This is a genomic window from Streptomyces rimosus, assembly GCF_008704655.1.
GTDB lineage: Bacteria > Actinomycetota > Actinomycetes > Streptomycetales > Streptomycetaceae > Streptomyces > Streptomyces rimosus.
In genome coordinates this window covers 6,209,341-6,230,174 of the sequence record NZ_CP023688.1, presented here as the reverse complement: position 1 = coordinate 6,230,174, position 20,834 = coordinate 6,209,341, and the positions used below count along the sequence as shown (strand labels likewise).

Annotated in this window: 17 protein-coding genes and 2 tRNA genes; 8 read left to right on the top strand and 11 right to left on the bottom strand. The window is 70.8% G+C overall.

What is annotated here, in order from left to right; translation table 11 throughout:
* Positions 1-37: 37 nt before the first annotated feature.
* Positions 38-1,486 (bottom strand): peptidoglycan D,D-transpeptidase FtsI family protein, encoded by a 1,449-nt coding sequence (locus CP984_RS26940; RefSeq protein ID WP_003985178.1) that lies wholly within the window; start codon positions 1,484-1,486, stop codon positions 38-40.
* 304 nt (positions 1,487-1,790) lie between these two features.
* Between CP984_RS26940 and CP984_RS26935 the strand changes: the two genes are divergently transcribed.
* Positions 1,791-3,014 carry a membrane protein gene (locus CP984_RS26935; protein ID WP_043978451.1) on the top strand — a complete coding sequence of 408 codons (1,224 nt, stop codon included), beginning with the start codon at positions 1,791-1,793 and terminating at the stop codon, positions 3,012-3,014.
* Here the strand turns inward: CP984_RS26935 and CP984_RS26930 are convergent.
* A complete protein-coding gene (locus tag CP984_RS26930; RefSeq protein WP_003985176.1) occupies positions 2,980-5,625 on the bottom strand; it encodes a valine--tRNA ligase in 2,646 nt (881 codons plus the stop codon). The two genes, CP984_RS26935 and CP984_RS26930, sit on opposite strands and share 35 nt — an antisense overlap.
* Before the next feature lie 159 nt (positions 5,626-5,784).
* Here CP984_RS26930 and CP984_RS26925 point away from each other — a divergent pair, with 159 nt between their 5' ends.
* Complete coding sequence (locus CP984_RS26925; RefSeq protein WP_003985175.1) at positions 5,785-6,687, top strand: hypothetical protein; 903 nt, start codon at positions 5,785-5,787, stop codon at positions 6,685-6,687.
* 45 nt (positions 6,688-6,732) lie between these two features.
* Positions 6,733-7,671 carry a hypothetical protein gene (locus CP984_RS26920; protein ID WP_050498842.1) on the top strand — a complete coding sequence of 313 codons (939 nt, stop codon included), beginning with the start codon at positions 6,733-6,735 and terminating at the stop codon, positions 7,669-7,671.
* An 87-nt stretch (positions 7,672-7,758) separates the two neighbouring features.
* On the opposite strand, the gene clpX is transcribed toward CP984_RS26920, so the two are convergent.
* The 5 genes from clpX to CP984_RS26895 all read right to left on the bottom strand — a co-directional run bounded on the left by clpX (position 7,759) and on the right by CP984_RS26895 (position 12,635).
* Positions 7,759-9,048 (bottom strand): ATP-dependent Clp protease ATP-binding subunit ClpX, encoded by a 1,290-nt coding sequence (gene clpX, locus CP984_RS26915; protein ID WP_003983738.1) that lies wholly within the window; start codon positions 9,046-9,048, stop codon positions 7,759-7,761.
* 162 nt (positions 9,049-9,210) lie between these two features.
* The gene (locus CP984_RS26910; protein ID WP_003983739.1) at positions 9,211-9,894 is read right to left on the bottom strand and encodes an ATP-dependent Clp protease proteolytic subunit; all 684 of its coding nucleotides are present in this window, start codon (positions 9,892-9,894) and stop codon (positions 9,211-9,213) included.
* Positions 9,895-9,965: 71 nt separating this feature from the next.
* Positions 9,966-10,568, bottom strand: coding sequence for an ATP-dependent Clp protease proteolytic subunit (locus CP984_RS26905; protein WP_030179729.1), 603 nt, complete (start codon positions 10,566-10,568; stop codon positions 9,966-9,968).
* A 311-nt stretch (positions 10,569-10,879) separates the two neighbouring features.
* The gene (gene tig / locus CP984_RS26900) at positions 10,880-12,268 is read right to left on the bottom strand and encodes a trigger factor (protein WP_003983741.1); all 1,389 of its coding nucleotides are present in this window, start codon (positions 12,266-12,268) and stop codon (positions 10,880-10,882) included.
* Between the two features lie 290 nt (positions 12,269-12,558).
* Positions 12,559-12,635 (bottom strand) — tRNA-Pro (locus CP984_RS26895).
* 182 nt (positions 12,636-12,817) lie between these two features.
* On the opposite strand from CP984_RS26895, the gene CP984_RS26890 reads away from it, so the two are divergent.
* Positions 12,818-12,891 (top strand) — tRNA-Gly (locus CP984_RS26890).
* A 204-nt stretch (positions 12,892-13,095) separates the two neighbouring features.
* Positions 13,096-13,473, top strand: coding sequence for an arsenate reductase family protein (locus CP984_RS26885; protein WP_003983742.1), 378 nt, complete (start codon positions 13,096-13,098; stop codon positions 13,471-13,473).
* 44 nt (positions 13,474-13,517) lie between these two features.
* Here CP984_RS26885 and CP984_RS26880 read toward each other — a convergent pair whose 3' ends face one another.
* Complete coding sequence (locus CP984_RS26880) at positions 13,518-13,712, bottom strand: hypothetical protein (RefSeq protein ID WP_003983743.1); 195 nt, start codon at positions 13,710-13,712, stop codon at positions 13,518-13,520.
* Positions 13,713-14,286: 574 nt separating this feature from the next.
* On the opposite strand from CP984_RS26880, the gene CP984_RS26875 reads away from it, so the two are divergent.
* The gene (locus tag CP984_RS26875; RefSeq protein WP_030638671.1) at positions 14,287-15,402 is read left to right on the top strand and encodes an acyltransferase family protein; all 1,116 of its coding nucleotides are present in this window, start codon (positions 14,287-14,289) and stop codon (positions 15,400-15,402) included.
* A gap of 16 nt (positions 15,403-15,418) precedes the next feature.
* On the opposite strand, the gene CP984_RS26870 is transcribed toward CP984_RS26875, so the two are convergent.
* Positions 15,419-16,240: an ABC transporter ATP-binding protein gene (locus CP984_RS26870; protein WP_003983745.1), complete on the bottom strand. Its 822-nt coding sequence runs from the start codon at positions 16,238-16,240 to the stop codon at positions 15,419-15,421.
* Between the two features lie 323 nt (positions 16,241-16,563).
* Here CP984_RS26870 and CP984_RS26865 point away from each other — a divergent pair, with 323 nt between their 5' ends.
* Positions 16,564-17,769 carry a cation:proton antiporter gene (locus CP984_RS26865; protein WP_003983746.1) on the top strand — a complete coding sequence of 402 codons (1,206 nt, stop codon included), beginning with the start codon at positions 16,564-16,566 and terminating at the stop codon, positions 17,767-17,769.
* On the opposite strand, the gene CP984_RS26860 is transcribed toward CP984_RS26865, so the two are convergent.
* Positions 17,711-18,172: an SRPBCC family protein gene (locus CP984_RS26860; RefSeq protein WP_003983747.1), complete on the bottom strand. Its 462-nt coding sequence runs from the start codon at positions 18,170-18,172 to the stop codon at positions 17,711-17,713. The genes CP984_RS26865 and CP984_RS26860 overlap by 59 nt on opposite strands.
* Before the next feature lie 139 nt (positions 18,173-18,311).
* On the bottom strand, positions 18,312-19,454 hold the full coding sequence (locus tag CP984_RS26855; RefSeq protein WP_003983748.1) for a PP2C family protein-serine/threonine phosphatase: 1,143 nt from the start codon (positions 19,452-19,454) through the stop codon (positions 18,312-18,314).
* A 127-nt stretch (positions 19,455-19,581) separates the two neighbouring features.
* Between CP984_RS26855 and CP984_RS26850 the strand changes: the two genes are divergently transcribed.
* On the top strand, positions 19,582-20,811 hold the full coding sequence (locus CP984_RS26850; protein WP_003983749.1) for a GNAT family N-acetyltransferase: 1,230 nt from the start codon (positions 19,582-19,584) through the stop codon (positions 20,809-20,811).
* Positions 20,812-20,834: the final 23 nt, after the last annotated feature.

Sequence of the window (20,834 nt, the reverse complement as noted above, 5' to 3'; positions counted from 1 at the left end):
GCGGGCGGCGGGCGGCGCCCGCCCGCCGCCCGAGCCGCTACGACAACGCCGCCTTCATCATCGCCTTCGCCACCGGCGCCGCCAGCCCGCCGCCGGAGATCTCACTGCGGGCCGCGTCGCTGTCCTCGACCATGACCGCGACGGCGACCTGATGGCCCTTGCCGTCCTTGGCGTAGGAGACGAACCAGGCGTACGGGGTGCCCTCGTTGTTCACGCCGTGCTGGGCGGTGCCCGTCTTGCCGCCGACCGTCAGGCCGTCGATCTTGGCGTTGGAGCCGGTGCCCTCGTTGACGACGGTCTCCATCGACGACTGGAGCTGCTCGGCGGTGCGCCGCGAGACCGCCTTGCCGTACTTCTTCGGCTCGTACTCCTGGAGCGTGTTGCCGCCGCCGTCGGTGAGCTTGTCCACCATCTGCGGCGTCTGGAGGTCGCCGCCGTTGGCGATGGCCGAGGAGACCATGGCCATCTGGAGCGGCGTCGCCGTGTCGTCGAACTGGCCGATCCCGGACAGCGCGGTCTGCGGCTTGTCCATGCCCTGCGGGTAGAGGCTCTTGCCCGCCCGTACGGGGGTGTCCAGCTTGCCGTTGTTGAAGCCGAACTTCTCCGCCTGCGCGCGGACCTTGTCCTGGCCCAGGTCGGCGGCCATCTTCGCGAAGACGGTGTTGCAGGAGTACTGGAGCGCGGTGCGGATGGTGGCGTTCTTGCAGGGGGCGGAGGCGCTCTCGTTCTTCAGCACCGTGCGGGTGTTGGGCAGCGTGTACGGGTCGGGGCTGTCGGTGGCCTCGTCCACGGAGGAGTAGAGGCCGTTCTCCAGCGCGGCCGCCGCGACGACCAGCTTGAACGTGGAGCCGGGCGGCAGCGGCTGGCGCAGCGCGCGGTTGATCTCGGGGTGGGCCTTGTTGCCGGAGAGGTCCTTCCACGCCTTCTGGTCGCCGCTGCCGGACCCGGCGAACTTGCCCGGGTCGTACGACGGGGTGCTGACCATGCCGAGGATCTTGCCGGTGGCCGGGTCGAGGGCGACCGCGGCGCCGCTCTTGCCGCCGAGCGCCTTGTAACCGGCCTGCTGCACCTTGGCGTCGATGGTGGTGGCCACATCGCCGCCCTTGGGGCGCTGGCGGGTCAGCGCGTCGCCCGGGTTCTGCAGGCGGCTGTCCGAGCCGTCGAGGAGGTCCCCGTACAGGCTCTCCAGCTGGTTGCTGCCGAAGATCTGCGAGCTGAAGCCGGTCACGGGCGCGTAGAGCGGGCCGTTCTTGTACGTGCGCTGGTACTTCAGGGTGCCGTCGGTGGCGGTGGAGCCGGTCACCGGCTGTCCGCCGACGAGGATGTTGCCCAGCGGGTTCGCGTACTTCGCTATGGACACGCGCGGATTGTGCGGATCGTCCGAGAACGTGGCCGCCTTGGCCCCCTGCAGCCAGGTGACCCACGCCAGCAGCGCGAGTATCAGCAGGATGCAGAAGACCGAGACGCGGCGCAGCGGTTTGTTCATGGGTGGCGCGGCTCCTCGTCGCTGGCCGGCGTGTGCGGCCGGATCGTGCGTTTTTGCCGGATTCCCCGTTCGCGGGCCATGCTCCACCGTCTCCATGAGAGACCGATGAGAACGCGGACGCCCGCCGCCCCACCGTGACACACGCCTCTGATCGCCGGTCCCGGGCAACGCACCACCCCCCTGCCGTCATCTTCACCGGCGGGCTCTGTGAGCCTTTACGACAAGAAGATCAGAGGTTCCGGGGGACGGCGGCGGTCGGCCGCAGGGTTCTCCCGGGCAGGGTGGGAGCTGAAGAAGCGTGCGCATGCCGGCAATCAGTCAGCGGATGCACCTGGTGCTGCTCACCGCGTGGACCGTGCTGTGGTTCGTCGTGGTCGAGCCGAACGGGGGTTTCTCCTGGCACTACCTGCGCACCGGCGGCGAGCTGATCTACCAGGGCTCCTCCGGCGACGGCACCGGCGGCCTCAACCTCTACGCCCACCACCCCGAACTCCAGATGGGCCCCGTCAGCTTCCTGGTGGCGGGCCTGTTCAACCCGTTCCCCGAACACACCGGCCAGTTTCTGGCGGCGGCCCTGATGTCGCTGCTCGGCCTGGTGATCGTGGTGCTGGCCGGGCGCAGCGCCGCCTGGCACTTCCTGGGTACGGGCACCAATCACCAGCGGCTGCGGCAGCGCGTCCTGATAGCGGGCCTCGCGTTCATCCCGATGTGGATCGAGGTCTCGGTCCGCTTCGGGCACCTGGACGATGTGCTCGCGCTGTTCTTCACCGCGCTGGCCGTACGGTCGGTGACCCGCGGCAACGCCGCGCTGACCGGCGCCTGCCTGGCCCTGGCGATGGACTCCAAACCGACGGCGCTGGCCTTCGTACCGCTGCTGCTCGCCCTGCCGAAGGAGAAGTGGCTGCGCGCGGGGCTGTGGATGGCGGGGCTGGTCGCGGTGGCCTGGCTGCCGTTCTTCATCGGCGACATGAATTCGTTCTCGGCGGCCAAGTTCGCCATCCCCAACCATCCGGCGTCCGCGCTGCGCTGGCTGGGCGTCGCCGACCCCGAGACGCCGGGCTGGGACCGGCCCGCGCAGTTCGCGCTGGGCCTGCTGCTGGGCTGCCTGGCGGTGTGGCGGGGACGCTGGGCGGCGGTCGTCCTGCTGGGCGCCAACGCCCGGATCGTCCTGGACCCCAGCGTCTACACGTACTACACCGCGTCCGTCCTGCTCGGCACGCTGCTGTGGGACGTCATCGGGCAGCGGAGGCTGGTGCCCTGGTGGAGCTGGCTGGCGCTGCTGATCCTGTACGGCAGTGTCTTCGCGGTGCCGGACGACTCGGCCCGCGGCTTCATCCGGCTGGCGTTCGTGGCCGTGTCGACGGCGTACGTCCTGCTCTGGCCGGTACGCGAACGCGGCGACCGGCGCGGCAAGGGACGGCGCAGGCCCCCCGCCCGTACGGACGAGGGGCCTGCGGAGATGCGCGCGCCGGGGCCGTTCCCGGCGCCGGGCGCTACGCCTTGGGCAGGGCCTCCAGCTGCGCACTGATGCGCACGATGTCGGCCTCGGCCGTCTCCAGCCGCGTACGGATCTTGGCGACGACGTGCTCCGGGGCCTTGCCCAGGAACGCCTCGTTGCCCAGCTTCGCGTTGGCCTGCGCCTTCTCCTTCTCGGCGGCGGCCAGATCCTTCGACAGCCGCTTGCGCTCGGCCGCCACGTCGATGGCGCCCGACAGGTCCAGCGCCACGGTCGCGCCCGCGACCGGCAGCGACGCGGTGGCGGTGAAGTCCTCCCCCGCCGGCTGGAGGCGCAGCAGCGACCGCATCGCGGCCTCGTGCGCGGCGAGCTGCGTACCGGCCAGGTCCAGGCGGGCCGGGACCTTCTGGCCGGGCTGCAGGCCCTGGTCGGACCGGAAGCGGCGGACCTCGGTGACGACCTGCTGGACGGTCTCGATCTCCCGCTCGGCGGCGGGGTCGCGGAAGCCGCTGTCGGCGGGCCACTCGGCGATCACCAGGGACTCGCGGCCGGTCAGCGTCGTCCACAGCGTCTCCGTGACGAACGGGACGACCGGGTGCAGCAGGCGCAGCGTGACGTCCAGGACCTCGCCGAGGACGCGGCGCGACACGTCGGCGGCCGGGCCGCCCGCCATGAAGGTCGTCTTGGACAGCTCGACGTACCAGTCGAAGACCTCGTCCCAGGCGAAGTGGTAGAGCGCGTCCGACAGCTTCGCGAACTGGTAGTCGTCGTAGTACGCGTCGACCTGCGCGACGACCGTGTTCAGCCGGGACAGGATCCAGCGGTCGGTCGCCGAGAGCTCCTCCGCCGGCGGCAGCTCGCCCTCCAGCGTGGCGCCGTTCATCAGCGCGAAGCGGGTGGCGTTCCAGATCTTGTTGGCGAAGTTGCGGGACGCCTGGACCCAGTCCTCGCCGATCGGCACGTCCGCGCCCGGGTTGGCGCCGCGGGCGAGCGTGAAGCGGACGGCGTCCGCTCCGTAGGCGTCCATCCAGTCCAGCGGGTCCACCGAGTTCGGGTTGGACTTGGACATCTTCTTGCCGTGCTCGTCACGGACCAGGCCGGTCAGCGCGATGGTGTGGAACGGCGCCTGCCCGTCCATCGCGTACAGGCCGAACATCATCATCCGGGCGACCCAGAAGAAGATGATGTCGTGCCCGGTGAGCAGGACGTCGGTCGGGTAGAACTTCGCCAGGTCCGGGGTCTGCTCCGGCCAGCCCAGCGTGGAGAAGGGCCACAGCCCGGAGGAGAACCAGGTGTCCAGGACGTCGGACTCCTGGGTCCAGCCCTCGGCCTCGGTGCCCGGCGGCTCCTCGTCGGGTCCGACGCAGACGACCTCGCCGTCGGGGCCGTACCAGACCGGGATGCGGTGACCCCACCACAGCTGGCGCGAGATGCACCAGTCGTGCATGTTGTCGACCCAGTCGAAGTACCGCTTCGACATGTCCTCGGGGTGGATCTTGACCCGGCCGTCGCGGACCGCGTCACCGGCGGCCTGGGCGAGCGGGCCGACCTTGACCCACCACTGCATGGAAAGCCGCGGCTCGACGGTGGTCTTGCAGCGCGAGCAGTGGCCCACGGAGTGGACGTACGGGCGCTTCTCCGCGACGATCCGGCCCTGCTCACGCAGCGCCGCCACGATCGTCGAACGCGCCTCGAAGCGGTCCAGGCCCTCGAAGGGACCGTGCACGGTGATGACACCGCGCTCGTCCATGACGGTCAGCGACTCCAGGTCGTGCCGCTGGCCGATGGCGAAGTCGTTGGGGTCGTGGGCCGGGGTGACCTTGACCGCACCGGTGCCGAACTCCGGATCCACATGGGTGTCGGCGACCACGGGGATCGTGCGGTCGGTCAGCGGCAGCTTGATCCGCTTGCCGATGAGGTGCCGGTACCGCTCGTCGTCCGGGTGGACGGCCACCGCGGTGTCGCCCAGCATCGTCTCGGCGCGGGTGGTCGCGACGACGAGGGTGTCCTCGCCCTCGCCGTACTTGATCGAGACGAGCTCGCCGTCGTCGTCCTGGTACTCGACCTCGATGTCGGAGATCGCGGTCAGGCAGCGCGGGCACCAGTTGATGATGCGCTCGGCGCGGTAGATCAGCTCGTCGTCGTAGAGCCGCTTGAAGATCGTCTGGACGGCCTTGGACAGGCCCTCGTCCATCGTGAAGCGCTCGCGCGACCAGGCGACGCCGTCACCGAGGCGGCGCATCTGGCCGAGGATCTTGCCGCCGTACTCGTGCTTCCACTTCCAGACGCGCTCGACGAACTCCTCGCGGCCCAGGTCGTGGCGGGACTTGCCCTCCTCGGCGAGCTGCTGCTCGACCTTGTTCTGGGTGGCGATGCCCGCGTGGTCCATGCCCGGCAGCCACAGCGACTCATAGCCCTGCATCCGCTTGCGGCGGGTCAGGGCGTCCATCAGCGTGTGCTGGAAGGCGTGCCCGAGGTGCAGGCTGCCCGTGACGTTCGGCGGCGGGATGACGATCGTGTACGGCGGCTTCTCGCTCTTCTCGTCCGCCTCGAAGTAACCCCGCTCTACCCAGCGCTCGTACAGCGGCCCCTCTACCTCGGCCGGCGCGTACTGGGTCGGCAGTTCAGTGGGGCTGCTGTTCGGCCCGCCGTCTCGGGGGCTCTGCTGAGTGTTCTCGGTCACGACGCTCAGTGTACGGGCGTGGATGTCGCGGTCTCGAATCGGTTTGGCCCCCGGAGCACCGGCTGACAGTGGCGTCGTACAGGATGTGGGAAACGCAGAGACATCAACTGTGACGGGCGTCATCGGACGCCATCAGTTGCCACGAGGGGAACCCGCTCCATGAGCTTCAACCAGCCGCCTCCCGGCCCGTACGGCCAGCCGCCCCAGCAGCCCGGCCCGTACGGCCGGCCCGTCCCGCAGCCGGTCGGGCAGCCCGGCTACGGCTATCCGCAGCAGGGCGGCCAGGTTCCCCCGCAGCAGCCGTACGGCTACCCGCAGCAGGCTCCCCAGCCCGGCTACCCGCAGCAGCCCCCGGCACCGTACGGCCAGCAGCCGCCCTATGGGCAGGCTCCCCAGAACGGCGGCAAGGGCAAGGGCCTGAAGATCGGCCTGAGCGTTCTGGCGGTGGCGGCCGTGGCGGGCATCGGCGTGGGGGCGTATTACGCGTTCGGGCCGGGTGGGGATGTGAAGCCGTACACGATCGCCTTCCCGGCCGACCTGCTCGGCGGGACGTACAAGAAGGCGGAGGGCAAGGACAAGACGAAGGACGAGTCCAACGACGCGGAGACCAAGGCCATGGGCATCACCGGGGCCACCAGCGTCGAGAGTGCCTACAGCGACGCCAAGGGCCGGCAGCTCATGATCATCGGCGTTTACGGGAAGGTGGCCGACCCCAAGAGCGCGGTGAACAAGATGACGGCCGAGATCGACAAGAAGGCCGTCAACGGGACCGATGCCAAGGGCGTGAAGACGGAGATCGTCACGCCGGTGACGGAGTACTCCCCCGACGGCTTCGACGGCTCCGTCATGAAGTGCAAGGCGATCAAATCCTCCAAGTCGGTGGGCAGCATCAGCGCGTCGTCCACGACGACGTACTGCATCTGGGGCGACTCCAGCGCGGTCGCCGTGGTCATGAACCAGGGTCTGAACACACCCACCCGTTCCACCGGCGACGCCTTCTCCGCACAGGAATTCTCCGAGAAGACCCGCGAAATCCGCGACGCCGTCCGCCACGAGAAGTAACCACCGCGCCGCGCCGGGCCGCCGGCCCCCAGGGGAGGACACGCCATGAGCTTCAACCAGCCGCCGCCGGGCCCGTACGGAAGCAGCGGGCAGCCGCAGAGCGGGGGCTTCGGCCCGCCGCCGGGTCCGCCCCAGGGCCCGCCGCCGGGTCCGCCCCAGGGCCCGCCGCCGGGCCCGCCTCCGCAGCAGCCCGGCCCGTACGGCTACGGGCCGGCCCCGCAGCCGATGCAGCCCCCGCAGTTCCCCCCGCCGGGACCGCCCGGCCCGCCCCAGGGCCCCGGCGGCAGCAACACCGGAAAGATCATCGCGGGGGTGGCCGCGGGCGTCGTGCTCGTCGGCGCGATCATCGGCGGGGCCGTCATGCTCACCGCGGGCGAGGACAAGGGCGGCCGCGCCCGGGCCGGCGGCGGAAGCTCCCCCGCCCCCACGGCCGGTTCGGACGCGAACAACTCGTCCCAGGAGTCGCCGGCCGCGGAGGACACCGGCCGGCCGATGCGGCTGACGACGCCCCGTACGGTCGACGGCGGCGCGTACACCCTGGAGAAGGACAAGGCGGCCCTCCAGCGCGACGGGCTGAAGCTGGGCTCGCCGCCGCCCGGTATGACGCAGGAGATCGCCCGCTACCGCGGCACCCGCGACAGCAGCACCACCGGTCTGATGATCTCCGGCGGCTACGGCACCATCGCCCACCCGGACAGCGTGGTGGACGGCATGTTCAGCGGTGTGTCCGGCGCGGGCACCACGGTCGTCAAGCAGCGCGAGACGTTCCGGCCCGACGCGGCCGGCGGCAACGTCAAGATCGACTGTGAGGTCGTCCGGAACGCGTCGTTCGGCTACGCGCCGGTGTGCGGCTGGGCCGACGGCTCGACCGCCGCGGTGCTGCTCTACATGAACGGCGAGCTGCGCTCGTCCTCGGACATCAATCTGTCGCAGTACGCGGACACCACCGCCGTGGTGCGCGGCGAGACCCGTAAGCCGGAGTAGGCGGCAAGCGGAAGGGCCGCCCCGCGACCGGTGGTCGCGGGGCGGCCCTCGCCGTCCGTGCGGGGGGAACGGACGGCGGCTTCGCGCTTACGCGCTCTTCTCGTGGTGTTCGCCCGACTCGCCGCCGCGGTTGCGCGGCACCAGCGTCGGGTTCACGTTCGAGTGAACGACCTCTTCGGTGATGACGACGCGGGCCACGTCCTTGCGGGACGGGACTTCGTACATCACCGACTGGAGGACCTCCTCCATGATGGCGCGCAGGCCGCGCGCGCCGGTGCCGCGCAGGATCGCCTGGTCGGCGATGGCCTCCAGGGCCGGGCGGTCGAAGTCCAGCTCCACGCCGTCCAGTTCGAACAGGCGCTGGTACTGCTTGACGAGCGCGTTGCGCGGCTCCAGGAGGATCTGCAGCAGCGCCTCGCGGTCGAGGTTGTGCACCGAGGTCAGCACCGGCAGCCGGCCGATGAACTCCGGGATCATCCCGAACTTCACCAGGTCCTCCGGCATCACGTCCTGGAGCTGGTCCTTGGCCTCGACCTCGCGCTTGGAGCGGATGTTGGCGCCGAAGCCGATGCCCTTGGCGCCGGACCGGGCCTCGATGATCTTCTCCAGGCCGGCGAACGCGCCGCCCACGATGAACAGCACGTTCGTCGTGTCGATCTGGATGAATTCCTGGTGGGGGTGCTTGCGTCCGCCCTGCGGCGGCACCGAGGCGGTAGTGCCCTCCAGGATCTTCAGCAGGGCCTGCTGGACGCCCTCGCCCGAGACGTCGCGGGTGATCGACGGATTTTCGCTCTTGCGGGCGACCTTGTCGATCTCGTCGATGTAGATGATGCCGGTCTCGGCCTTCTTGATGTCGAAGTCCGCGGCCTGGATCAGCTTCAGGAGGATGTTCTCGACGTCCTCGCCGACATAGCCGGCCTCCGTCAGCGCCGTCGCGTCGGCGAAGGCGAACGGGACGTTGAGCATCCGGGCGAGCGTCTGCGCGAGCAGCGTCTTGCCGGAGCCGGTGGGGCCGAGCAGCAGGATGTTGGACTTGCCGAGCTCGATGCCGTCGTCGCCGCCGCGCCCGCCACCGTTCTCGCCCGCCTGGACCCGCTTGTAGTGGTTGTAGACGGCGACCGAGAGCGCCTTCTTGGCGGGCTCCTGGCCTACGACGTAGCTCTCCAGGAACTCGTAGATCTCCCGGGGCTTGGGCAGTTCCTCCCAGCGGACCTCGGAGGTCTCGGCGAGCTCCTCCTCGATGATCTCGTTGCAGAGGTCGATGCACTCGTCGCAGATGTACACACCAGGACCCGCGATGAGCTTCTTCACCTGCTTCTGACTCTTCCCGCAGAACGAGCACTTGAGCAGGTCGCCGCCGTCACCGATGCGTGCCACGAGGTGCTTCCCCTTCGCCTGGGATCCGCATTGCTCCGCGGACCCGGGTGCTTGCCTATCGACGGTACCTTGCCGGGCCCCCCGTACGGGCCCCCCTTGGACCGACTCGGTCAACCCGGTCCAAGGGGGCGTGTCTCCGGCTCACTTCGCGATGGGACGCGATCAGACCGAGGCGGCCGTCTTACGGGTCGAGACGATCTGGTCGACCAGACCGTACGCCAGGGACTCCTCGGCGGTCAGGATCTTGTCGCGCTCGATGTCGTCGCGGATCTTCTCGATCGGCGTGGTGGAGTGCTTGGCGAGCATCTCCTCCAGCTGCGTACGCATCCGCAGGATCTCGTTGGCGGCGATCTCCAGGTCGGAGACCTGGCCGCGGCCGGTCTCGCTGTACGGCTGGTGGATCAGCACACGGGCGTTGGGCAGCGCCATCCGCTTGCCGGGGGTGCCGGCGGCGAGCAGCACGGCCGCGGCGGACGCCGCCTGGCCCATGCAGACGGTCTGGATGTCCGGCTTGACGAACTGCATCGTGTCGTAGATCGCGGTCAGCGCCGTGAAGGAGCCGCCGGGCGAGTTGATGTAGATCGAGATGTCCCGGTCCGGGTCCATCGACTCCAGGCACAGCAGCTGCGCCATGACGTCGTTCGCCGACGCGTCGTCGATCTGCACGCCGAGGAAGATCACGCGCTCCTCGAAGAGCTTCGCGTACGGGTCGTACTCGCGCACGCCCTGCGAGGTGCGCTCGACGAAGCGCGGGACGATGTAGCGGGACTCGGCGGGCATGCCCTGGAACTCGGCCTGCGGGGCGTCGTGGCGCTCGTAGAGGCTACGGCCGGGGAAGTTGTTCATCTGGAGGTTCACCGTCCTGGTGGCGGTCAGAAGAGGCTGGGGTCGGCTGCTGGGTGCGTCGTGCGGGGCGCTCAGGCCCCGGTGCCGCCCCCGCCCGGAACGCCCGCCGCGGTGGTCATGACGTCGTCGATGAGGCCGTACTCCTTGGCCTCCTGCGGGTCGAACCAGCGGTCCCGGTCGGAGTCGCGGGTGATCTGCTCGACGGTCTGGCCCGTGTGCCGGGCGGTGAGCTCGGCCATGCGCTTCTTGGTGTGCAGCAGCCGCTCGGCGTGGATCTTGATGTCCGACGCGGAGCCCGCCAGGCCCGCGGAGGGCTGGTGGATGAGGATCTCGGCGTTGGGCAGCGCGAAGCGCTTGCCGGGGGTGCCGGCGCTCAGCAGGAACTGGCCCATCGAGGCGGCGAGGCCCATGGCGATGGTGACCACGTCGTTCTTGATGTACTGCATGGTGTCGTAGATCGCCATGCCGGCCGAGATCGAGCCGCCCGGGCTGTTGATGTAAAGGAAGATGTCCTTGTCCGGGTCAGCGGCGAGGAGCAGCAGCTGCGCGGTGATCTTGTTGGCGATGTCGTCGTCGACCGGCTGGCCGAGGAAGATGATCCGCTCGCCGAGCAGCCGGTTGTAGACCTGGTCGCCGAGGCCACCGAAGGTCGGCTCAGCGGCGGCGGAAGGCATCGGGATCGTCACGTGTCCACCTGCTCGTTGTCGGACGGCCCGGGGCCGTCTCAGCGTCGTCTTCTGGGGGCGTGGGGAGGGCGCGGCGTGCTCCGCCGGCGCGGTTTCGGGTACTCCCCTGCCCTCGTATCTACGGACCCTAACGCGCTGGTCGGCGGGCGCCATCCCGCATTGTCAACTGTTCGCTGTGAGCGCAGGCTCACCGGCGTCCGGGGGCCCTTCCGAGGGGCCCGATGACGTACGGGCCCGAACACGCGGGCGTGGCGTGTTCGGGCCCGTACATACGACTGGCGCTACCGGGCGGCCGGGGCTCAGCCCTCGGTCTTCTCCGCCTTCTCGGCGTCGGTGCCCTCGGCCTCGGAGGCCTCGACGGTCTCGGCCGTCTCGTCCTCGTCGTCCAGGTCCACGACCTCGCCGTTGGTGTCCTTGACGGTGGCGGCCTCGACGACGACCGCGAGGGCCTTGCCGCGGGCGACCTCGCCGACGAGCATCGGCACCTGGCCGCCCTCGACGACGGCCTGGGCGAACTGGTCGGGGGACATGCCGGAGGACTGCGCGCGGCGCATGAGGTGCTCGGTGAGCTCCTCCTGGCTGACGTTCAGCTTCTCCTTGTTGACCAGCTCATCGAGGATGAACTGGGTCTTGATGCCCTTCTCCGCCTGCTCCTTGGTCTCGGCGTCGAACTCTTCCTCGGTCTTGCCCTGGATCTCCAGGTACTTCGCGAGGTCCAGGCCCATCTGGGCGAGCTGGTGGTTGACCAGGTTGTGCTTGCGGGTCTCGATCTCGTCCGCGAGCAGCTTCTCCGGCATCGGGACCTCGACCAGCTTCAGCAGCTCGTCGAGGACCTTCTCCTGCGCCTGGGTGGCCTGGTCGTACTTCTTCATCTGGGCGAGGCGCTTGGCGCTGTCGGCGCGCAGCTCCTCCAGCGTGTCGAACTCGCTCGCCAGCTGGGCGAAGTCGTCGTCCAGCGCGGGCAGCTCACGGGCGGCCACGGCGGTGACGTCGACCTTGACCTCGGCCTCCTTGCCGGCGGCGGAGCCGCCCTTCAGCTCGGAGGTGAAGGTGCCGGACTCGCCGGCCTTCAGGCCCTTGACGGCGTCGTCGATGCCGTCGAGCAGCTCGCCGGAGCCGATGGTGTAGCTGACGCCCTGGGCGACGCCGTCCTCCAGGACCTCGCCGTCGACCTTGGCCTCCAGGTCGACGGTGAGCACGTCGCCGTCCTCGGCGGCGCGCTCGACCGGGGTGGTGGAGGCGAAGCGCTCGCGCAGCTGCTCGACGGACTTGTCGATGTCCTCGTCCGACACCTCGACGGCGTCGACCTCGACCTCGATGCCGGAGTAGTCCGGGATCTCCAGGGCCGGGCGGATGTCGACCTCGGCGGTGAAGGCCAGCAGCTCGCCGTCCTTCAGCTCGGTGATGTCGACCTCGGGCTGGCCGAGGACGTTCAGCTCACCCTCGTTGACCGCTTCGGTGTAGAACTTCGGGAGCGCGTCGTTGACGGCCTCCTCCAGCACGGCGCCGCGACCGAACCGCTGGTCGATGACGCGGGCCGGGACCTTGCCCTGGCGGAAGCCCTTCACCGTGACCTGCTGGTTGATCTTCTTGTACGCCGCGTCGAGGCTGGGCTTGAGCTCCTCGAAGGGCACCTCGACAGTGAGCCGAACCCGGGTCGGGTTCAGGGTCTCCACGGCGCTCTTCACGGTTCGGTCTCCTTGGGGCTGACTTCTGGGGTTCTGCTTGAGATCTGCCGGCGCCCGGGGTCCAGGCGCCCTGCGGATCGCGCCCGGGAGAAAGACACACGGGCACGCAGCTTGCATAGTAACCGCAAGCGGGTTGGCAGCCGCAATGTGATCTTGATGGGCCGCTTACGGGCCCGCCGGTCCGCGGCCGTGACGACCGGGGGAACGGGGCGCGCACGGCGCCGCCGCGCCGTACGGCCGGCCGGAAACCACGGGCCGGGACGCCGTACGGCTGAACGAGAAGAACCTGCTGGTCGGGGTGGCCGGATTCGAACCGACGACCTTCCGCTCCCAAAGCGGACGCGCTACCAAGCTGCGCCACACCCCGTCGGTGCGACACGTAGGGTACATGGCCGCGGACGGCACGGCTGCCGGATATCCACGGGCACACGCCCTGGACACGGGGCGGCGCCCCGCCGCGCGCCGGGCGGAACGGGGCGGAGTGTGCGGCGGACCCGGTTGACCCGCTACGATGCATCGCGTGCCACGGTCACCCGACCGGCGGCGCATGCGGGCGTAGCTCAATGGTAGAGCCCCAGTCTTCCAAACTGGCTACGCGGGTTCGATTCCCGTCGCCCGCTCCATGGGGTCCAGGGCCAGGTCAGAGGATGTTTTCTCGGCCTGGCCCTGAATCGTTTTCCGGCTCCCGCCCGAAGCCGCTCGGCACCGGGCAAGCGGTACCGGGCCCGCGGCCCTCCGTGGCTCCATACGAGGCCACGGCCACCGTTTCTTGTCATGCGCCGAGCAGGACCGACCACTCCCCCCGGGCGCCTGACTAGGCTGCCCCCATGGAGATCTGGCTCAATCCCGCGTGTTCCAAGTGCCGTTCCGCCGTCGATCTGCTCGACGGGGAAGGGGTGCGGTACACGGTGCGGCGCTATCTCGAACAGCCGCCGAGCGCCGCCGAGTTGCGGGAGGTTCTGGACCGGCTGGGGCTGGAGCCGTGGGACATCACGCGTACGCAGGAGGCCGAGGCGAAGGAGCTGGGGATCGGCGACTGGGGGCGTACGGAGGCCGAGCGGGAGCGGTGGATCGAGGCGCTGGCCGGCCATCCCCGGCTGATCCAGCGGCCGATCATCACGGCGGACGACGGCACGGCGCTGGTGGGACGCAGTGAGGAGGCCGTACGGGAGGCGGTCGCGCGGAGCGGACGCGACGACCGCTGACGTGCCGGCCGGGCCCCTGCGGGCGCGGTAGGGGCCCGGATGCGCTAGAAGCTGATGTTGTTGATGGTCTCGGCCACCGAGTTCAGGAACCGGTTGATGGACGGCGCGATGCCGGTGGACGCGAGGAAGAAGCCGAAGAGGATGGCGACGAGCGCCGGACCGGCCTTGAGCGATTTACCGCGTATCAACACGACCATGATGATGCCCAACAACAGCACGACGGACAGCGAAAGAGCCACAACTGATCACACCCTCGGTCGGAACGCCTGGCCGGCCCCGGAAGCATGCAGCCGCGCACACCCCCGCTCGGCACCATCGTGCCACCAAGTCCTTGCCCAGTGGAGGCGGGTGGCGAATCATCGGCCAAGGCTTTGCCAGGAGGCGGCGCGGCCCGGCGGCACCTCCCGGCCGTACCGCCGTCGGCCGCACGGGAATTGACGCCACCGGGCGCGTTCCGGCCAACGGCCGGATCCTTTCGCGGCATCCGGCCGAAGGTCGGCAGGCGGCCCGGACCCCCTTTGTGCGTACGTGAATTCACTTGACGCGGACACGATCGACGACCCCCTTCCGCCACCGACATACCGTCAGCGAAGCGGACATCACCCCCGCGTCCACCGTGGCGCATATGCCCTTCCATGACCGGAAGAGCGGTACGGAACCAGTTATTCACCGGCCCTCCGCAAAAACCCGGAAGTGCCACCGCGACACAATCCCGAACGCCGCCCGAAAAGGAATTCCCCACCACACCGCACGTAATGCGAATTTACCGGCGAGGGTTTTACGCATTCGCTGGCCGCCACTAGGGTGCGGCAGATGCTTTCCGCCGCACCGACCTCACGACGTGTGCTTCCGCCGACCGCGCGGTCTCCGGACCGGGGCCCGGCGCCCGCGCCGGAGGCCATACGGACCGGCGGCGGAAGCGGCCGGGACGCCTTCTTCGACAATGCGAAGTACCTGGCGATCGTGCTGGTCGCCATGGGCCATTCCTGGGAGCCGCTGACCGGGCAGAGCCGTACCGCAGGCGCGCTCTACATGACGGTGTACGCCTTCCATATGCCGGCGTTCATCGTCATCTCCGGCTATTTCTCGCGCGGTTTCGACCTGCGGCCGGACCGGCTGCGGCGGCTGGTCACCGGCATCGTGGTGCCGTATGTCGTCTTCGAGACGGCCTACACCCTCTTCGCCCGCCGGGCGGTCCCCGACCCCGATATGCCGGTCAGCCTCCTGGACCCCTGGTACCTCACCTGGTTCCTGGCGGCGCTGTTCGTGTGGCGGCTGACCACTCCGCTGTGGCGGATCGTACGGTGGCCGGTTCCGCCGGCACTGGCCGTCGCCGTACTCGCCTCGGTGTCCCCGGAGATCGGCCACGACCTGGACATGCAACGGCTGCTCCAGTTCCTGCCGTTCTTCGTGCTGGGGCTGAACCTGCGGCCGGAGCACTTCGCGCTGCTGCGGCGGCGGGGCGTACGGATCGCGGCGGCGCCGGTCTTCGCGTGTGCCCTGGCGGTCGCCTACTGGGCGGTGCCGCGGATGACGGCGACGTGGTTCTACCACCGGGAGAGCGCACAGGAGTTGGGTGCGCCCTGGTGGGCGGGGGTGGTGATGACGCTCGCGCTGTTCGGCTGCTCACTGGTGCTGGTCGCCTGCTTCCTCGCCTGGGTGCCGGCCCGCCGTACGTGGTTCACGGTGCTGGGCGCCGGCACCCTCTACGGCTATCTGCTGCACGGCTTCCTGACCAAGGGCGCGCGCTTCGCGGGCTGGTTCGAGGACCATCCGTGGCTGCACTCGCCGCCCGGCGAGATCGTGGTCAGCCTGACGGCGGCGGCCGTGGTGACCGCGCTGTGCACCCCGCCGGTCCGCCGGGCCCTGCGCTGCGTGGTGGAGCCCCGGATGGCGTGGGCGTTCCGGAAGGAACCGGCCGGGCGCTGAGCGCCGGTCGCGCGGCTCAGGCCGCCGCCCTCCGGGCGCGTCCCGCGAGGGCCGCCATCCGGGCCGCGACCTCCTCGGCCGAGGGCCGCTCCAGGCTGCCGGTGAGCGCGCCGTCGGCGAGGAAGAGCACCCGGTCGGCCCAGGAGGCGGCCACCGGGTCGTGGGTGACCATGACGACGGTGGTGCCGAGCGCGTCGACGGCGTGCCGCAGTACGGCGAGGACCTCCGCGGCGGTGGCGGCGTCGAGCGCGCCGGTCGGCTCGTCGGCGAAGACCACGTCGGGGCCGGTGACCAGGGCGCGGGCGATGGCCACGCGCTGCTGCTGGCCGCCGGAGAGCTGGCCGGGACGCCGCCCGGCGTGCTCCCCCAGGCCCACCCGGGCCAGCGCCTCGGCCGTCCGCCGCCGGTCGGCGCGCTGTCCGGCGAGCCGCATCGGCAGGGCGACGTTCTGTTCGACGGTCAGCGACGGCAGCAGGTTGAACGCCTGGAAGACGAAGCCGAGGCGTTCGCGGCGCAGAGCGGTGAGCCGGCCCTCCCGCAGGCGGGTGATGTCCGTACCGCCGACGCGGACCGTGCCGCCGGTCGGCCGGTCCAGGCCCGCCGCGCACTGAAGGAACGTGGACTTGCCGGAGCCGGAGGGCCCCATCACGGCGGTGAAGGTGCCGTGCGGCAGGGCGAGGTCGATGCCGCGCAGGGCGTGCACGGCGCCCGCGCCGCGGCCGTACTGCCGCCGGACGCCGCGCAGCTCCACGGCACAGGCGCCGCCGTCCCGCCCCGGTCCATGCCGGCGCTCCTCCCGCCCCGGTCCGTGCCGGTGCTCCTCGCCCCTCGGGCCCATCGCGTCGTCCCCCGTCTCCCGCGTCCGTTGCACCCCTCGACCGTACGGAGCCGGGGTGAACCTGGGCCATGACGGCTGCCGGTGGCTTCGGGGTGGGGAAAACCCCAGGCAGGGCTCTCGACAGGAGGCCCGGGAAGATCCCGGAGGCGGATCGGTGGAGAGATGGGCGGCAGTCCGGCGAAGCATGCGGCGGAAGCGGGCGTACCGGCCGGAAAAGTCGTTTGGTAAACTAACTACTAACGCTTTCTTGACTCCCCCTTGACCGAACACCGTCCGGCCGAACCTCTGGAGGAGCCATCGGACACGCAGACACCCTCCTCGCGATGGGCGGGGCCTTTCTGGCCGCCGCCGTCCTCGCCCGCCTGGGCAGCCGCATCGGGCTCCCCACGATCCCCCTGTTCATCCTGGCCGGGATACTGCTCGGCCCGCACACCCCCGGCATCGCCCTGGTCGACGACCCGCACGAGCTGGAGATGCTCTCCCTGCTGGGCCTGGTGCTGCTGCTCTTCTACCTCGGCCTCGAATTCCACCTGGACGACCTCAAAGAGGGCGGCCGGAAGATGGCCGTCGCCGGGGCCGCCTACCTGGCGCTGAACGTCGGCGCCGGTCTCGTCTTCGGCTTCCTGGTCGGCTGGGGCACCTCCGAGGCGCTGGTGCTGGCCGGAGTGCTCGGCATCTCCTCGTCGGCGATCGTCACCAAGGTCCTGATGGACACCGGCCGTCTCGGCAACCCCGAGACCAAGCCGATCCTCGGCATCATCGTGGTCGAGGACATCTTCCTCGCCCTGTACCTGGCCGCCCTCCAGCCGGTGATCTCCGGCGCCGACTCGCTGGCCTCGGCCGCCGTCGACGCGGGCAAGGCGTTCGGCTTCCTGCTGCTCCTGGCCGTGGTCGCGCGCTGGGGGACGACGGTGATCGGCAAGCTGATCGCCACCAAGGACAACGAGCTGCTGGTCATCTCCTTCCTCGGGGCCGCCGTCTTCGTGGCGGGCGTCTCGGAGTGGTTCGGCGTCGCGGACGCGATCGGCGCGTTCATGGTCGGCCTGATGCTCGGCAGCACCGGCTCCGGCAAGCGGATCATGGAGCTGGTGCACCCGCTGCGGGACGCCTTCGGCGCAATCTTCTTCTTCGCCTTCGGCCTGTCCATCGACCCCGGCGACCTGCCGTCAGTGGTGTGGCCGGTGCTGATCGCGGTGGCGCTGACACTGGTGATGAACGTGGTCGCGGGGCTGGTCGCGGCCCGGATCTACGGCTTCGGGCCGGGCCCGGCCGCCAACATCGCCACCGCGCTGCTCGCCCGCGGCGAGTTCGCGCTGATCCTGGCGACGATGGCGGCGGGCGCCGGGCTGGACGAGCGGCTGGCGCCGTTCATCGCCGGGTACGTGCTGATCCTGGCCGTACTGGGACCGCTGGCGGCCGGCCGGTCGGCCTGGCTGGCGCGGCTCCTGCCAGGTGGCGAGGACCGTACGCTCACGGCATCGTCCACGGCTCCTTCGGCAGCGGGCGCCCGGTCTCCAGAAGCGTCTTGAGGTTGGCGAGCACCGCGAACCAGCCCCCGGCCGCCGCCTCCCGCTCGGCCTCGTCGGCCAGATCCTCGTGCGTCAGGGTCAGCCGGACGATCTCCTCGTACGGCTCGATGCCGAACGTCACGGTGGAGACGCCCGGCTCGCCCCGGCCCGTCGGCGCACCGGGCTCCGCCCACGTGGTCACCAGCCGCGTGGGCGGAGCGCTCTCCAGGACCACCCCTTCGACGTCGGCGATGCCGGAGCCGTCGGTGCGCCGGTGCTCCCAGCGCGAGCCGGGCCGCCAGTCGGAGACATTGCCGTGCCCCCAGTACGCGCCGCTCAGCTCCGGGTCGGTGAGGGCGTGCCAGACCTTTTCCGGCGTGGTCGCGAGGTAAGTGACGTAGCGGAAGGTGAGCGTGCCGGCCATGGGTCCTCCGTGGATCGTGCGAAGTCTCGGGCTCCCATGAAGCGCGGCGGGGCCGGGGCGGCGGGGCTTCCGCCTCCCGCGGCGCAGCGTGTTCACCGGGTTGGCGGCGTCCGGATACGGCCGGAAAGCGCCGTACGGCTCAGTCGCGGCAGATCAGCAGCAGCGCCCGGTCGTCGTTCACGTCCTTGGCCACCGCCTCGATCAGATGCCAGGCCGCGCCCGTGAAGCCGCAGGCCACATAGCGGTCGGCCTCGCCGGTCAGCCGGTCGATGCCCTCGGCGATGTCCCGGTCGGCGGCCTCGACCAGGCCGTCCGTGAAGAGCATCAGCACGTCGCCGGGGCGCAGCGTCCCTTTGACGGGGTCGAACTGCGCCCCGTCGTACACCCCGAGCAGCGGCCCCTCCGCCGCCTTCTCCTCCCAGCGGCCGGTGCCCGCGCTGAGCTGGAGGGCGGGCAGGTGCCCGGCGGACAGCAGCTCGTAGTCGCCGGACTCCAGGTCCAGGACCAGGTGGATGGAGGTGGCGAAGCCCTCGTCCCAGTCCTGGCGCAGCAGGTAGCCGTTGGCGGCGGGCAGGAAGCCGTGCGGCGGCAGCGAGCCGAGCAGGCCGCCGAAGGCGCCGGACAGCAGCAGGGCGCGGGAGGCCGCGTCCATGCCCTTGCCGGACACGTCGGTCAGCACGACTTCGAGGATGTTGCCGCCGTGGGTGCGGGAGGCGACGACGAAGTCGCCGGAGAAGGACTGCCCGCCGGCCGGCCGCAGCGCCATCTCGTGGTGCCAGCCGGCCGGCAGTTTGGGCAGCTTGCTCTGGACGCGGATGCGTTCGCGCAGGTCGAAGAGCATCGTCCCGCCGCGCCGCCACGGCACGCCGACCCGGCTGCGGAACTGCGCGATCAGCAGCCCGGACAGCCCGACGGCGGCGACCACCAGGACGGTGCCCGGGGTGATCCGGTCGCGGCCCTGGTCGTACGGGCCGAGCAGCGACGCCTCGACGATCAGGGCGGCGGCGGACGTGCCGTACAGGGCGAGCAGGTTGGCCGGGCGCAGCAGCAGCCCGCCGGCGATGACCGGCAGGACCAGCGCGGTCGGTGCGATCCAGTCGGGGCGCCAGATGGTGCCGCAGGCGATGGCGGGGATGGCGATCAGGAGGGCGACCAGGGCGATCCAGTCCGAGCCGTCGCCGCGGAAGTAGTCGACCCCGGCCTTGCGCACGGTGATGCGGGCCCGGTGGACCGCCTTGCGCCACCGGGCCGTCAGGGACTCCGCTCCCGAGCTGCTCGCCATTGTTCTGGGACCTTATCCACCCGTTCGGCGGCGCGTCGATTCACGGCGCGCCGCCTGGCGCAATCGCCCGGAAACGGCGTTCGAAAAACGGTCGCGCGCCCGTAAGGCGTCCTGCTACCCATGGCCCATGACGACAGAGTTACGGCAGCTGCGCCCGGACGAGTGGGACGACTGGTACGCATCGGTGGAGCGGGTGTTCGGCGGTACGCCGGAGGCCCCGGAGGAGCGCGCCCTGTGGCGCGGTCTCGGGGAGCCCGAGCGCAGCCTGACCGTCCGGGACGGGAGCGATGTCGTCGGCACGGCGGGGGCGTTCACCTTCCGGCTGTCGCTGCCCGGCGGCGCGGTCGTCCCGGCGGCCGGCGTGACGATGGTCAGCGTGCAGCCGACGCACCGGCGGCGCGGCCTGCTGCGCGAGATGATGCGCCACCAGCTCGCGGACATCCGGGCCCGGCGCGAGCCGCTGGCCGTGCTGACCGCCTCCGAACCGGCCATCTACGGGCGCTTCGGCTACGGCGCGGCGACCGAGGCGGTGAGCATGACGCTCGACACGCTCCGGCTGTCCGTCCCGGCCCTGCCCGGCACCGACGCCGTACGGCTGCGGCTGATCGATCCGGAGACCGCGCTGCCGGACTGCGAGAAGGTCTACGACCAGCTGGTCGCCGGCCGTCCGGGGATGCTCGCCCGGCAGCCGGGCTGGGAGCGGCTGCCGCTGCTCGACCCGGAGGCCGACCGGGACGGCGCCGGTCCGCTGCTGTGCGTGCTGGCCGAGGTGGCCGGCGAGGTGCGCGGGTACGCGCGCTACGCGGTCAAGGCGGGCTGGGACGGGGGCGGCCCGGACGGCACGGTGGTCCTGCGCGACATCGAGGCGCTGGACCCGGCCGTTCACGCGGCGCTGTGGCGCTATCTGTTCGGCATCGACCTGACGTCCCGTGTGACGGTGCGCAACCGGCCGGCCGACGATCCGCTGCTGCACCTGGTGGACGACATCCGGCGCTGCCGGGTCACGGTGCGCGAGTCGCTGTTCGTCCGGCTGGTGGACGTCGGCGGGGCGCTCGCCGCGCGGGCGTACGCGGCGCCGCTGGACGTGGTCCTGGAAGTGGCCGATGCCGGCTGCCCCTGGAACGAGGGCCGGTGGCGGCTGACCGGCGACGGGCGGGGCGCTTCCTGTGAGCGGACCGACGACCCGGCCGATCTGGCCCTGTCCGTACGGGAACTGGGCTCCGCGTATCTGGGCGGCTTCTCGCTGAGCGCGCTGGCGGCGGCGGGCCGGGTGCGGGAACTGCGGCCCGGCGCGCTGCGCGAGGCGTCGGTGGCCTTCGGCTGGCACATCAAGCCGTGGCTGCCGCACGGCTTCTGAGGACGCGCGGGCGCCCCGGCCCC

Excerpts from the sequence above, each read along its gene's own strand:
- CP984_RS26940 (WP_003985178.1), bottom strand. The coding sequence starts at position 1,486 with ATGAACAAACCGCTGCGCCGCGTCTCGGTCTTCTGCATCCTGCTGATA.
- CP984_RS26935 (WP_043978451.1), top strand. The coding sequence starts at position 1,791 with ATGCCGGCAATCAGTCAGCGGATGCACCTGGTGCTGCTCACCGCGTGG.
- CP984_RS26925 (WP_003985175.1), top strand. The coding sequence starts at position 5,785 with ATGAGCTTCAACCAGCCGCCTCCCGGCCCGTACGGCCAGCCGCCCCAG.
- CP984_RS26920 (WP_050498842.1), top strand. The coding sequence starts at position 6,733 with ATGAGCTTCAACCAGCCGCCGCCGGGCCCGTACGGAAGCAGCGGGCAG.
- CP984_RS26910 (WP_003983739.1), bottom strand. The coding sequence starts at position 9,894 with ATGAACAACTTCCCCGGCCGTAGCCTCTACGAGCGCCACGACGCCCCG.
- CP984_RS26905 (WP_030179729.1), bottom strand. The coding sequence starts at position 10,568 with ATGCCTTCCGCCGCCGCTGAGCCGACCTTCGGTGGCCTCGGCGACCAG.
- CP984_RS26885 (WP_003983742.1), top strand. The coding sequence starts at position 13,096 with ATGGAGATCTGGCTCAATCCCGCGTGTTCCAAGTGCCGTTCCGCCGTC.
- CP984_RS26875 (WP_030638671.1), top strand. The coding sequence starts at position 14,287 with ATGCTTTCCGCCGCACCGACCTCACGACGTGTGCTTCCGCCGACCGCG.
- CP984_RS26870 (WP_003983745.1), bottom strand. The coding sequence starts at position 16,240 with ATGGGCCCGAGGGGCGAGGAGCACCGGCACGGACCGGGGCGGGAGGAG.
- CP984_RS26865 (WP_003983746.1), top strand. The coding sequence starts at position 16,564 with ATGGGCGGGGCCTTTCTGGCCGCCGCCGTCCTCGCCCGCCTGGGCAGC.
- CP984_RS26860 (WP_003983747.1), bottom strand. The coding sequence starts at position 18,172 with ATGGCCGGCACGCTCACCTTCCGCTACGTCACTTACCTCGCGACCACG.
- CP984_RS26855 (WP_003983748.1), bottom strand. The coding sequence starts at position 19,454 with ATGGCGAGCAGCTCGGGAGCGGAGTCCCTGACGGCCCGGTGGCGCAAG.
- CP984_RS26850 (WP_003983749.1), top strand. The coding sequence starts at position 19,582 with ATGACGACAGAGTTACGGCAGCTGCGCCCGGACGAGTGGGACGACTGG.